The 12,721-nt window shown below is 60.2% G+C and carries 11 protein-coding genes; 9 read left to right on the top strand and 2 right to left on the bottom strand.

Going from position 1 to position 12,721, the window contains the following annotated elements; all coding sequences use genetic code 11:
- Window positions 1–1,287, bottom strand: coding sequence for a hypothetical protein (locus SH292x_RS16185; RefSeq protein WP_442482047.1), 1,287 nt, complete (start codon window positions 1,285–1,287; stop codon window positions 1–3).
- Between the two features lie 218 nt (window positions 1,288–1,505).
- On the opposite strand from SH292x_RS16185, the gene SH292x_RS16190 reads away from it, so the two are divergent.
- The 8 genes from SH292x_RS16190 (at window position 1,506) to SH292x_RS16225 (ending at window position 10,019) form a co-directional block, all read left to right on the top strand.
- Window positions 1,506–2,651, top strand: a complete 1,146-nt coding sequence (locus SH292x_RS16190) for a fatty acid desaturase family protein (protein WP_442482048.1) — start codon at window positions 1,506–1,508, stop codon at window positions 2,649–2,651.
- A gap of 57 nt (window positions 2,652–2,708) precedes the next feature.
- A complete protein-coding gene (locus SH292x_RS16195) occupies window positions 2,709–3,773 on the top strand; it encodes a ketopantoate reductase family protein (protein ID WP_442482049.1) in 1,065 nt (354 codons plus the stop codon).
- A gap of 55 nt (window positions 3,774–3,828) precedes the next feature.
- Window positions 3,829–5,511, top strand: a complete 1,683-nt coding sequence (locus tag SH292x_RS16200; RefSeq protein WP_442482050.1) for a GH3 auxin-responsive promoter family protein — start codon at window positions 3,829–3,831, stop codon at window positions 5,509–5,511.
- Between the two features lie 46 nt (window positions 5,512–5,557).
- Window positions 5,558–6,562: an NAD-dependent epimerase/dehydratase family protein gene (locus tag SH292x_RS16205; protein WP_442482051.1), complete on the top strand. Its 1,005-nt coding sequence runs from the start codon at window positions 5,558–5,560 to the stop codon at window positions 6,560–6,562.
- A gap of 3 nt (window positions 6,563–6,565) precedes the next feature.
- The gene (locus SH292x_RS16210) at window positions 6,566–7,753 is read left to right on the top strand and encodes a dipeptide epimerase (protein ID WP_442482052.1); all 1,188 of its coding nucleotides are present in this window, start codon (window positions 6,566–6,568) and stop codon (window positions 7,751–7,753) included.
- 30 nt (window positions 7,754–7,783) lie between these two features.
- Window positions 7,784–8,638, top strand: coding sequence for an alpha/beta fold hydrolase (locus tag SH292x_RS16215; protein ID WP_442482053.1), 855 nt, complete (start codon window positions 7,784–7,786; stop codon window positions 8,636–8,638).
- A gap of 79 nt (window positions 8,639–8,717) precedes the next feature.
- The gene (gene tsaD / locus SH292x_RS16220; RefSeq protein ID WP_442485867.1) at window positions 8,718–9,743 is read left to right on the top strand and encodes a tRNA (adenosine(37)-N6)-threonylcarbamoyltransferase complex transferase subunit TsaD; all 1,026 of its coding nucleotides are present in this window, start codon (window positions 8,718–8,720) and stop codon (window positions 9,741–9,743) included.
- Window positions 9,744–9,761: 18 nt separating this feature from the next.
- Entirely contained in the window at window positions 9,762–10,019 is a 258-nt protein-coding gene (locus tag SH292x_RS16225; RefSeq protein ID WP_442482054.1) for a hypothetical protein, read from the top strand.
- Window positions 10,020–10,101: 82 nt separating this feature from the next.
- Here SH292x_RS16225 and SH292x_RS16230 read toward each other — a convergent pair whose 3' ends face one another.
- Window positions 10,102–10,617, bottom strand: coding sequence for a hypothetical protein (locus SH292x_RS16230; protein WP_442482055.1), 516 nt, complete (start codon window positions 10,615–10,617; stop codon window positions 10,102–10,104).
- A 678-nt stretch (window positions 10,618–11,295) separates the two neighbouring features.
- Here SH292x_RS16230 and SH292x_RS16235 point away from each other — a divergent pair.
- Entirely contained in the window at window positions 11,296–12,702 is a 1,407-nt protein-coding gene (locus SH292x_RS16235; protein WP_442482056.1) for an alkaline phosphatase PhoX, read from the top strand.
- Window positions 12,703–12,721: the final 19 nt, after the last annotated feature.

A 12,721-nucleotide genomic window follows, 5' to 3' on the forward strand; every position in this document is an offset into this window, starting at 1 on the left:
TTACTTCGTGAACGCCTCGCGAAATGCTTCGATGTCGAGATTATCCATCGCTTCGAGGGAGCTCTTGGGCATCGAGTAGTTGTCGACCGTGCTCGCAACGATCTTGTGCGAGATGCGTGGCGACACCAGTAATTGTGCGGCGATGAACCAGAGCGGAATGCCGCTCAAATAGTCGTCGCGGACACGGGTCAGCTCGTCCTGGCTATCGGCGTACATGCCGCGGCGGAGGCGGAACTTCACGATCTCGCGAAGTAACTGGCTGCGAGACGCGCCATCGTACGCCATCGTCAGCAGGATCATGTAGAAGCTCTGCGTCCGCACGCCTGGCGCGGCGAGCGGCAGGACGCTCACCGGTTCGCCGGCCGAGAGTCGCACCAGTTGCTCGCACACATTGGTGCCCGAGAGCCACGCGTTGACGGTCTCGCCGACGCGTGGGTTGCACTCAATGTACTCCGGCCGTGCGGTTTCGTAGTCGTAGAAATAGTCAACGAACATCGCTCCGTGCCAGTCGAGATGGGCTCCGAGCTTCGCGATGTGTTCGCGAACCACCGGATGATCGGCCCCGGTGCGAGCGGCCGACATACCGCCGACGCCAAGCTGCCGTGCATCGAACATATGAATGCCAATCACTTGGCCCCGGTCGAACACCGCTTGCACGGTTGCCTGAATGCCGCGGGCGGGTTGCTGCACGAGCATTTCGGTATCGCCGTCGAGCTTCCCTTCGGACTTGAGTAGGTCGATGCGTTTGGCGAGTTCCTGCTCACTCGTAATATGAAAAACCCCAAGCCCCGCCGTGCTGTGCGAAAGCTTCAGATACAACGGATACTTCCAGTCGCCCCGCAAGTCGCCCTCCGTGCGGGCAAAGATTGTTTCTGGGTACGGCAGTTCGAGCGACTCCAGCGTTCGCGTGAAGTCGGCCTTGTTCTGCATCATCTGCATGGCGTCGAACGAAGGGAGCGCGATGCCCGACACCTGCCCCACCACGTCGCGAAACTTACTCAGTAGGTACACCTGCTCATGCGTGGGGAGGACGACGTCGTACTGCTCTTCGCGGAGCCGACCCGCGAGAAAGTGGAGGAACTCGGTGGGCTGTTTGGCGAAGTGAGGCGACTTCTGCCAACGCCGGACGAACTTCGAAAACCGGCACTGGCAGAGCGGATTGGGGTCGATGACATCGATCACGTGTTGCCCGCCAAGGGCGTACAGCGACTGCCGAGCCGAAAGGCTGGTCCCTTCGGTCATCAGTATTTTCAGGGGTTTTCGGCGGGGCACGGGTTCCGACGGCATGGTTACAAACGTGTAATAGGAGGAAATCTTGGAATCGCCGAGGCGCTTACCGATACATACTGGATAGCCGCAAACCACGGCCGAAAGGTCGTAAAGCCCCGAAAATGGACCTACGGGGACGTGATAGGGCGACCCCCCTCGCTGGTATTAAGGCTTGCCCAGGGATTCTAGGTTCTTTATTTTATCGTGATCCTTCCTTGGTCCTGCGAGCCCCACCCATGACCACTTCCGCTCCCGAATTGACGCGTCGCGAGATGTACGCCGAGATTCGAAAGCTCTGTGCGCCCGACAACTATACTAATTGGTTCGTGCTGATCCGCGAATACGCCGTGTACGCCGCGATTGTCGCGGGCTGCATGTGGAGCACCAGCGAGCTCACCGCCCGCGGTGTGTCCATTTGGTGGCAACTGCCCATCTATGCGGTGACGATCTTCGTCATTGGCTTCTGGTCGCAAACCCGTTTGGCAACGCTGGTTCACGAGTCGAGCCACTACCTGTTGTTCAAGAATCGACTCTTGAACGACGTGGCGGCCAATCTGTTCGTGGTGTTCCCGTTCTACGGCAAGGTGGGCAACTACCGTATCGGGCATTGGGGACATCATCGTAACGTGAACGATCACGAGCTCGACCCCGATCTGTTGCGGCTCAAGAAACACCACTCGCGCGAGTTCCCGCTCACCAAGTGGCGATTCTTCTGGGAGTACGTGCTGCTGCAGTTCTCGCCGCACAAGGCGTTTAGCTATTTGAAGGGACGCGCCGAGTACGTGGCCTTCATGAAAGAAGAAGACAACATCAAAGACCAAAGCCCGCTAAGCCCGCGAGCGCTAATGGCACTACGGCTGGGTTATTACGTCGTGATGATCGGTACCATGGCTACGATGGGTTGGTGGCCGTATTACTTGCTCTACTGGGTGCTGCCCCTGGTGACGGTTTATCCGGCATCGCTGTTCCTTCGCGAGATCGCCCATCACGGTAACTTCCCTGACAATGGCGACTTCACCAACAGCCGGGTGTACGAAGGGCGTTGGCTGGAGCGGGAAATTTTCTTCCCGTTCGGCGAGTGGAACCACGTGCTGCACCACATGTTTCCCACCATTCCGTGGCACAAAATGCGGCAGGCCCACAATCTGATGCTGCGTTACCCGCCCTATCGTGATAACGTGGTGATCTGCGACGGGTTTATGTTCAAAGGTTCGATGGGACCCGAGTACCCGACGGTGCTCGACATCCTGACGCATCCCTCGCACGCCTACCTCCGCCACCAAGGAGAGAAGGAAACCTCGGCCGACATTCGCCGCTCGACCGCTACGGAGATTGGTACCACTCAGGACAGCATTGGCAAATTACTGGCGGGCGAGTCCTGATTCGGTCGATTCGTGGGACGTGTCCCCCGATGATGTACTCCACAGGAACAGTCCGCCATGAAAGTCAGCTTCCTGGGTGCCGGTGCCATCGGCTCGATGTTCGCCGCGCTGCTCAAGCAGCATGCGCCGGATCTTGATGTGTTGGTGGTCGTTCGCGGCGCACACGGCGAAGCCATTTCGCACTCGGGCGAGATAGAGATCGTTGGCCCCTGGGGCAATCGCCCGGTTCCCATTGCGTGGTCCTTCGACCCCGCGGACGTCGCGGGCTCGGACTTTGTGTTTGTGACGGTCAAGTCACAAGCGACTCGCGAAGCGCTCCAGCAGGCCGGCAGTGCGCTCGGCGATGCGGTGGTGGTCTCGATCCAGAACGGCATCAACGACGGCCAGTACACCGGCTTCGTGCCGCTGGAGCGGTTGGTGATGGGGATGACCGCAACGAACATGGCGGTGCTCGAACCGGGGCAAGTGAGCATGCAGCTCGACGGGCATACGATGTTCGGACCGCCGATTGGCTCTACTTCGACCGTCGCGGCCCAGAAAGTGGTCGACCTGATGGGCCGAATCCAGGTCCCTGGGCTGGACTTTAGCGTCCATCCCAACATCCTGGGGGTTCGCTACAACAAGCTGGTGATCAACGCCCTGGGGTACGCCTCGTGCCTTTCCGGGTCGAATTTCATCACCGAGGCGCTGTGCTATACCCCCTGGCGGGAGGGGGTTGGCCGACCGATTGTCGCGGAATGCCGAAGGGTGCTCGCGGCCGGGGGTGTCGAGATCCCGCGAATTCAGGGAAGATCGGACCTTACCAAGGTTGAAAACTTGATGCGCGTGCTCGGAACGCCGATACTAGGCAAGCTAGTACAGATGGCGATTCGGGGAAAGTTTGAACGGTCGCCCATCGTTTTCTCCCTGCTGCAAGACTTACGAAGAGGCAAACCTACCGAAGTCGATCACATCAATGGCCAGATTGTTCGCGTGGCGGCGATGGCGGGCACCGAGGCACCAGTGAATGCCGAGATCGTGAAGATTACTCACGAGCTCGAGCATCGCTCTGGCGAGAGGCTAACGACCCGCGAGGACGTTATCGATCGCATCATAAACATTACGAAATTGACATCTTCCTGACACCCCGCGATCATGGCGCTAACGTCCGCCACCATTCACCATGAGCCTGTTGGCGATGCAATACCCCCTCCGCGAGGTAATCCTGCGCTATAAGTGCAGTCAACTCAACCGCTTCGTTGCCGGAGCGTCGCAAGGCCGCGCGACGCAGCGGAGGTTGTTGCTGGAGAAGGTGGGCCGCGCGGCCAATAGCGACTTCGGTCGCCGGTATGGTTTCGATAGCGTTCACGACGTGGCGAGCTTCCGCCGGCAGATGCCGGTGACGACCTACGAAGATTTTCGTCCCTTCATTCAGCAAGTGATGCAAGGCAACGTCGAGGCGATGTTCGCGCCGCGGACCAAGCTGCTGATGTTCGCCATGACCTCGGGCACGACGAACGAGCCCAAGCGGTTGCCCGTCACCGAGCTGTTCTACAAGGAGTATCGCGAGAGCTGGCAACTGTGGGGCACCGGCGTTTATCGCGACCACCAAGAGCTACTCAAGCGGCAAACGCTGCAACTCACCAGCGATTGGCAAATTGAATCGACGCCCAGCGGTGCGCCGTGCGGCAACATCAGTGGCCTCGCCGCCACGAGCCGGCCGTTCTACATGAAGCGCGTGTTCGCGCTGCCGGCGTGCGTGATCAAGATTCGCGACTTCGCCGCCAAGCACTACACGTCGCTGCGGCTGAGCATGGCGAGCGACAACGTTGGGATGCTCATCACGGCGAATCCCAGTACGCTGGTGGAGTTCGCCCGTCGAGCCAATGACGAGGCCGAGTCGCTGATCCGCGACATCCACAACGGCGGCATCAACGAGCAATGGAACGTCCCCGCCGAGGTGCGTCACGCGCTGCGAAGTAAACTGCGGCCCAATCGCAAACGTGCCGCGCAGCTCGAGGCGCTACTCGACGAACATGGCGAGCTGTTGCCCAAGCATTTTTGGCCTCACCTCGGGATGATCGCCAACTGGACCGGGGGTTCGGTAGGCGTTTACTTGCCGCAGCTCGAAGAGTACTACGGCAACGTGGCGATCCGCGATCATGGCATCTCGGCGAGCGAAGGCCGAATGACCATTCCATTGGCCGACAACACGCCCGATGGCCTGTTGGACTACGCTCACCATTACTTCGAGTTCATTCCGGCCGACGAGCATGGCGATCCTGATCCAACGGTCCTCGAAGCGCACGAGCTCGAAGAGGGCCTGGACTACTTCATTCTGCTGACCACCTCGGCGGGGCTCTATCGCTACGACATCTTCGACATGGTGCGTTGCACGGGCTTTGTTGGCGAAATGCCGACGCTGCGGTTCCTGAACAAGGGCCGGCACTTCTCAAGCATCACGGGCGAGAAGCTCAGCGAGCACCAAGTGGTGCTGGCGGTAAGCAAGAGCTTCAACGAACTAGGTCTCGCGCCCGTCACGTTCACGCTTGCACCAACGATGGGCGAGAAGCCCCAGTACGAACTACTGCTGGAGCCCGGTGAGGCCACGCGTCACGCGTCGCAGCTCGCGCAGCGTGTGCAGCAGCATTTGTCGGCCATCAACGAAGAGTACGCTGACAAATGCTTGAGCAAACGGATTGAGCCGATTGCGGTTCACGAAATCCCGGCAGGTACCTGGGCAGCGCTGCGGGCGAATCGCAGCCGTGCACGGGGCAACTTCGAAGAGTTTAAGCAACCCTGCTTGGTGAGCGACATGGAGTTCGTCGACAAACTCCCCACGCCGCTCGCGGGCGCTATGCCTGGTCGCGCGGCCTCCTAACCTTCTCTAGCACATCGCGCGATTCGTCGTGCGAAGGAGTGGATGCGTGTCGGGCAAAACTGTCTTGGTCACCGGAGCCACGGGCCTCGTTGGTAATTGCGTGGTCCACAAACTGCACGCCGCGGGTTATCGCGTGCAGGCGATGGTGCGTGCTAACTCAAATCGCGGCAACCTCGACGCGCTTGATATCGAGTTCGTCGAAGGCGACCTCGCCGATGTCGACTCGTTGCCCAACGCCGTGAAGGACGCCGAGGTGGTGGTTCATTCTGCCGCTCACATAGGCGACTGGGGACCCGCCGAGAAGTACCGGGCTATCAACGTTGTCGCGCTCGAGCACCTGCTCAACGCCGCAATGCGGACCGGTAAGCTGGAACGATGGATCCAGGTCAGCTCGCTCGGCGTTTATCCGGCTCGCCACCATTACGGCACCGACGAGACGGTGCCCCCGAGCCTCACGGGTCTCGATGGCTACACGCGAACCAAGGCCGAGGCCGAGGTGCTGGTTCAGCAGCACATCGACGAGCACGGGCTACGAGCCGTGATTCTACGACCAGGGTTTATCTACGGTCCCGGCGAGCGGCATGCCATCCCGCGAGTGATTGAAAAGCTGAACGATGGTTCGATGAAGTTCATCGGCCGGGGCGACAAGCTGCTTAACAACACGTACGTGGGTAACTTCGCCGACGCGGTGCTTCTCGCCATCGAGAACGAAGCGGCGATTGGCGAGACATTCAACATCCGCGACGAGCGTTTGGTAACTCGCGAAGAGTACATCAACACAATTGCCGACTACCTGGGGAAGCCCCATCCGAAACGCGTACCCGAGTGGCTTGCGCGACTTTTGGTGGGACCTATCGAACGGATGGCGAAGCGCCGCGGTGCTACCGAAGCGCCGTTGCTCACCGGGGCTCGCATCAAGTTCATGACGCTCAACCTTGACTACTCCATTGCCAAGGCAAAGCGAGTGCTAGGTTACGCCCCGCAAGTCGATTTTCGTCAGGGCATTATCGAGGCCCTCGACGACCTGACCGGCAAACGTCAGGTGGCCTGAGCGATGCGAGTTCGCCAACTCACCGCGTACGTCCTTCGCGTGCAGCTCCGCAAACCGTTCCGCCACGCCTCGGCGGTGCGGAACTACAGCGACAACATCCTCATCCGCGCCGAACTCGCCGACGGCACCACAGGTTGGGGCGAGGGCGTGCCGCGCGATTACGTCACTGGCGAAACCGCTGAAGGGGCCATTGAGCAACTGCTCGCGACGCCGGTCTCCGAACAACTCGCGGGCGAGCCAGCGAGCTGGCTGGAAGTCATTGCGATCTGTGACCGATTCCAGCCGGCAGCACTCGTCGATGATCCCCGCGGAAGTTATGGCAACTCCCTTCGCGCGGCGGTCGAACTCAGCTTACTCGACGCCTATGGCAAGCTGTTCGGCGAACCGGTGAGCAAGGCGATCGAAGCGTATCCGGGAGTCGCCGAATCGCTGCTCGCGCGCAGCGACTCGGTTCGCTACAGCACCACCATCGATGCCGAGTCGAAGCGCAAGCTCTGGCGGTCGTCGCTGAAGATGCGGGCGTACGGGTTTCGCCAGTGTAAGGTGAAAGTCGGTGCCGACTGCGATGCAGACGCGGCGCGGATGGGGGTGATTCGGCGTTGGATCGGTCCGCGCATGGACCTCCGCGTCGACGCCAACGAAGCTTGGCTTCCCGAGAAGGTCTTGCAACACGCCAAGGCCCTTGCGCCGTTCGATATCACTTGCATCGAGCAGCCTGTTGCGCACGAAGAACTCGCCTCGCTCACCGAGCTTCGCCGAGAGCTCGATGTGCCGGTCATGCTTGATGAGTCCCTCACCAGTCTCCACGATGCCCACGAAGCGATTCGGCTTAGCGCGTGCGACCTATTCAACATTCGCATTTCGAAGTGCGGCGGAGTCCTGAACTCCTTGCGTCTTGCGATGCTTGCGAAAGAGCATGGCCTCGGCTACCAGCTTGGTTGCCACCCTGGCGAGACCGGCATCCTGTCGGCCGCGGGGCGTCACTTCGCGAGCGTCGTGCGTGACATTCGTTACCTCGAAGGCTCGTACGACCATCACGTGCTCGCCACCGTGCCGACCATGCCCGACTTGACATTCGGTTACGGTGGTCGTGCCCCCGCGCTTACGCAGCCTGGGCTTGGTGTAGAGCTCGATCTCGACGTTGCTCGTGGCTCGCTTCGCGACGAGCGCGTGATTACCGTGGACGAGTAGTCCTTCCCATTGCAGACGAACTTGCCCACGATGTCGACACTCCCCCCGCAAATCACGACCTGCACGGCCCCCGATGGTCGGCGACTGGCGCTGCGCTATTTCGCCCCGCAAGAGACGCCACGCGCAACGGTCGTTCTGCTGCACGGCATCGTCAGTCACTCGGGCTGGTACCACGTGAGCGGCGAGTACTTAGCAGAACGTGGCTACGATGTTTACGCGCTCGATCGGCGTGGCTCGGGACTCAACATGGAGGGACGCGGCGATGTTGATCGCTGGCAGACTTGGATCGACGACGTGGTCGCCGTGTGCGAAACGCATCGCCAGCGCGGGCCGGTAGTATTGCTCGGCATTAGCTGGGGTGGGAAGCTCGCGCCGGCCGTGGCACGTTACCGGCCCGACTTGCTCGCGGGGTTTGGGATGATCTGCCCCGGCATCTACGCGCGACAACAGCCAGGGCTCGCCAAGCGATTGGCGTTGGTCGCCAGTGGCCGCCTGGGCATTCACGAACGACGTGTCACCGTGCCACTTCAGAATCCCGCGCTCTTCACGGAGTCGCCCAAGTGGCAGGAGTACATTCGCCACGACCCACTGACACTTCGCCAAGTGACGATGCGATTTGCCCGTGAAGACCACAAGCTCACGCGCTACGCGCGCCAGTCGCCGCCCTACATCTACACGCCGTCGCTGTTGATGCTCGCTGGCCGTGATCGAATGGTCCGCAATCGACGCACCCTGCGTTACCTGTCACGAATCGCGGCGGAAGACAAGACGCTGCTCGAATACCACTCGGCGGCGCATACGCTGGAGTTCGAGCCCGACCCCCTGCCCTTCTTCGCCGACCTCGCCGACTGGGTGGCCCGAGTCATCGAGCGGCGGAAGGTGTGATCGGGGGCGTTTCGATGGTAGCATGGAGGATTCTCGCCACGTTCGCGCGTCGCCTCGCCCTGCTTCCACGTTGTTTGCCATGTACTTGCTGACCATCGAATCTACTTGCGACGAGACGGCCGCGGCCATTCTTACCGAGGAGCTAGAGGTACTAGCATCGGTAGTCGCTTCGCAAGAAGATCTGCACCAGCAGTTCGGTGGCGTGGTGCCGGAGATTGCGTCGCGGGCGCACGTCGAGAGCATCCTTCCGGTGATCGATCAGACGGTTCGCCTAGCGAATCTAACGCTCGCCGACCTCGACGCCGTGGCGGTGGCGAACACACCCGGGCTCGCTGGCTCGCTGCTCGTAGGTCTCACGGCCGCCAAGGCGCTTGCGCTGGCGCTCGACATCCCGCTGCTCGCTATCAATCACTTGCAGGCGCACGTCTATGCGTGCCGCATGGCGAGCGGCAAGGACGTATTCCCGTGCATCGGGCTGATCGTCAGCGGCGGGCATTCGAACCTCTACCGCTGCGAAGGCCCCACCGACTTTACGCTACTCGGCGGAACGATCGACGACGCGGCGGGTGAAGCGTTCGATAAAGTCGCCAGCCTGCTCGGCCTTCCCTATCCAGGCGGCCCTTCGATTAGCAAGGCTGCGTTAGATGGCGATCCGAAACGGTATCGCTTCCCAAGGCCTATGGTCGACGACAAAGCGCGGCTCGACTTCAGTTTCAGTGGTCTGAAGACAGCCGTGCGGTACGAAGTGCATGGCACGGGGAAGCTCACCGGCGAAGTGAACCTCGACCCGCAAACCATCGCCGACGTCGCGGCGTCGTTCCAAGACGCCGTGGTCGACTGCCTGGTCGCTAAGGCCGAGCTAGCGCTTGGTAAGACGGGCTATAACACTCTGTGCGTCGGTGGCGGGGTGGCGGCGAACGGACGGCTTCGCGAACGGCTCGAAGAGTCGGCCGCCAAGCGTGGGTACGAACTGCACATCCCACCGATGAGCCTCTGCACCGACAACGCCGTAATGGGGGCGATCGCCATCGAACGCTGGAAAGCCGGCAAGTTCGAAGACCTGAGTTTAGATATTTACCCGGGCTTAGAGCGGATACGTTCCTAACTTTGTTGGGGAATCCAGATGGAAGAGTATATCGCTCTGTTTGTTTTTCTTTGCTTCCTGGTGTGTGGACTGCTCATTGCATTTACGCCAGCCAAGACACTGCTGCGATTTGATCGTCGCACGGGCCACTGGATATATCGTAACCGATTACAGGCTGGCTACTCCGACGAAGAAGCGATCCGCAGTGCGGGCATCTTCTACAAAGTCTTTGGAGGCGCGTTTATCCTCGTAAGCACCGGGTTCCTTATCGCACTCGTGGCAACGTGGCTTCGCTAAACAACGAAAACGGCTCGGACATTGCTGCCCGAGCCGTTTCGCGTTTCAACTCTTCAAATCAAACTTAGTAGCCGCGCTGGGCTCAATAACCACGTTGGCACTTGGCACAGTAGGGCTTGGCCTGCGGCATGTAAGGCGAGGCCGAGCTAACGGGCGTGGCCTTGATGACGGGCTTCGACACGATGTGACGAACGGGACGCTCGCCAGTGCGGTACTTGGTCACCAGGTTGGTCCAAGTATCGGCGCTGATCTTGCCCGCTTGCTGGTGCAGGATGACCTTGCCGTCCTTGTCAACGAAAGCAACGAACGGGAACGACTTGGCACCAAAGGCCTTGGCGACCTTCGCACCGTAGCTGGTCGAAGCATCGACGTGGCACAGGTCGTAATCGGCTAGGGCTCCATCGGCTTCATTCGCGAGCACGTCGGCCGACACGGCCTTGTCGGCGACCTGGGGCTCGTCAATCACCATCAACAGAGGACGGTCATTGGCGCGAGTCTCGGCGAGCGCGGTCGCGTAATCCGATTCCCACTGGGGGGCGGCGGCGCTGGCGGTGGTCACTGCGACAGTTGCGGCAAACAGAGCGAAATAGTGCAGCATCAAAGTTACTCCTTGGCTGTACCGGTCCATCGAGCGGCCCGCAGGGCATGGTGCGCAGGTTCCACGAGATCCTGAAGCGGCAATGCGAGTCGCGAGAGGGAAAAACGTCTACAACGATTCGTAAGACTGATGCCTGGCGCGAGATTCCGTTCGGCTCGGAGGTGAGCGGTTAGGAGGTCCTTCTCGGCGAGGCTGTTCCGGCAGGGGAAAGTGAGGCGGGATCTGGCGAAGTACGTTTCTGTCGAGCGAACCGTCGCTCGATGCACTTCGCATCGGTGCAAAAACTATGGCCGCTTGTGCAGCATGGTTCAAGGGGTTAACCCCGCAGGGTTTACCGAATCGTCACGTTTTTGCACGTTGTTGCACCACTTCGCAGAGGGCACTTCGATGTCGAGGCAAGAGCAAAAGTCCCTACCACACAACGAGTTGTCGATATTCGCCTCGCCGCAACTATCGCCACCACGCGGCGTGGAAAAAAAGTGTTAGAAAATGTTTTGCGTGCGTATCACCGCTACAAAATAGATAAACTGCGAAGATTGGACGCCTGACTTGGCGCAATCACACTCATGTGAATTTTCCGCGAACAACCATTGCGAGGGCGGTGTGTGAGAGTAACTTTGAGCTTTACCACCGAAATCGACTCTCCAATCTATCCGCCACTCTCTACAACACACCGCTATGCCATCTAATCGTCGCAGCTTCTTTAAGGCCTCTACAGCTTTCGCACTAGGTGCCGCCGGACTGCAGCGCTTCGTGTCAGCGAGCGAGCAGTCGAGCACGACCAGCTCTGCGCAAAGCTTTGGCGAGATGGTGCGTGATCCTCACAACATTTTAAGTTTGCCGGAAGGATTCACGTATCGCGTGATTTCCCACGCCGGCGATTTGATGGACGATGGGCTATTCGTGCCAGACAAGCCCGATGGCATGGCCACGTTTGCCGGCCCCGATGGCTTGACCATTCTGGTGCGGAACCATGAAGTCGAACCTCGCCAACAAGGCCCTTTCGGAAAAGACGCCGAGTTGCTGTCGAAGATCGACACCCGCTCACTCTACGACCTGGGCGAGCCGGGGAAGCCTTGCATCGGTGGCACCACGACGCTGGTGTACGACACGCAGAAGCAGCAAGTCGTGAGGCAGTACTTGAGCCTAGTGGGCACCATCCGCAACTGCGCCGGCGGACCTACGCCGCGTGGCACTTGGATCACCTGCGAAGAAGCGACCGACGTGGTTGGCGAGAACGTGGTTGACGATGGACCCCGCGTCGTCTGCCAAAAAATGCACGGCTACAACTTCGAGGTGCCGGCAACCGCCGACATCCGATTGACGCCAGCCGTTCCGCTTACGGCGATGGGACGTTTCCGCCACGAAGCGGTAGCCGAAGACCCACGAACGGGCATCGTCTACCAGACTGAGGATGTCGACGACGGGTTGATCTACCGCTTTCTACCGAACGTGCCGGGCGAACTTGCAAAGGGTGGCAAGCTCCAGGCGCTGGCAGTGGTGGATATCGAGAGCGCCGATACCCGCAACTGGGCCGGCAATGTCAAGTTCGAGGCGGGCCGTCCTTATAACGTCCGCTGGATCGATCTCGACAACGTCGAATCGCCCGAGAACGATCTTCGCTTTCGCGGGTTCGCTGCGGGTGCTGCAAGGTTCGCTCGAGGCGAGGGAATGTGGTACTCGGGTGGCGATATCTACTTTGCTTGCACCAACGGTGGACCAGCCGAACTTGGTCAGTTGTGGAAGTACACGCCTAGTCCTGTGGAAGGTAAGGCAGAGGAGTCGAATGACGCCGGTAAGCTAGAACTGTTCGTCGAGTCGAGCAACTCAACGCTGCTCACGAACGCCGACAACCTTACTGCCGCGCCATGGGGCGACTTGATGGTGTGCGAGGATCGCGATGGCCAGGAGGTGCGACTGGTGTCGGTGACCCCCGCCGGCGAGTGCCACGTGTTTGCGTACAACCACGCCCACACGGAATTCTCCGGGGCAACCTTCTCGCCCGACGGTTCGACGTTGTTCGTCAATCTGATGCACAAGGGAATGACACTGGCGATCACCGGTCCGTGGCCGCGGTCGGTATAACGGACACGTCGACTCCACT

This window comes from Aeoliella fuhlenseeensis (assembly GCF_052161615.1).
GTDB lineage: Bacteria > Planctomycetota > Planctomycetia > Pirellulales > Lacipirellulaceae > Aeoliella.

Bases quoted from the DNA above. Each gene is read 5' to 3' on its own strand.
- SH292x_RS16185 (WP_442482047.1), bottom strand. From the start codon at position 1,287: ATGCCGTCGGAACCCGTGCCCCGCCGAAAACCCCTGAAAATACTGATG.
- SH292x_RS16190 (WP_442482048.1), top strand. From the start codon at position 1,506: ATGACCACTTCCGCTCCCGAATTGACGCGTCGCGAGATGTACGCCGAG.
- SH292x_RS16195 (WP_442482049.1), top strand. From the start codon at position 2,709: ATGAAAGTCAGCTTCCTGGGTGCCGGTGCCATCGGCTCGATGTTCGCC.
- SH292x_RS16200 (WP_442482050.1), top strand. From the start codon at position 3,829: ATGCAATACCCCCTCCGCGAGGTAATCCTGCGCTATAAGTGCAGTCAA.
- SH292x_RS16210 (WP_442482052.1), top strand. From the start codon at position 6,566: ATGCGAGTTCGCCAACTCACCGCGTACGTCCTTCGCGTGCAGCTCCGC.
- SH292x_RS16215 (WP_442482053.1), top strand. From the start codon at position 7,784: ATGTCGACACTCCCCCCGCAAATCACGACCTGCACGGCCCCCGATGGT.
- tsaD (WP_442485867.1), top strand. From the start codon at position 8,718: ATGTACTTGCTGACCATCGAATCTACTTGCGACGAGACGGCCGCGGCC.
- SH292x_RS16225 (WP_442482054.1), top strand. From the start codon at position 9,762: ATGGAAGAGTATATCGCTCTGTTTGTTTTTCTTTGCTTCCTGGTGTGT.
- SH292x_RS16230 (WP_442482055.1), bottom strand. From the start codon at position 10,617: ATGCTGCACTATTTCGCTCTGTTTGCCGCAACTGTCGCAGTGACCACC.
- SH292x_RS16235 (WP_442482056.1), top strand. From the start codon at position 11,296: ATGCCATCTAATCGTCGCAGCTTCTTTAAGGCCTCTACAGCTTTCGCA.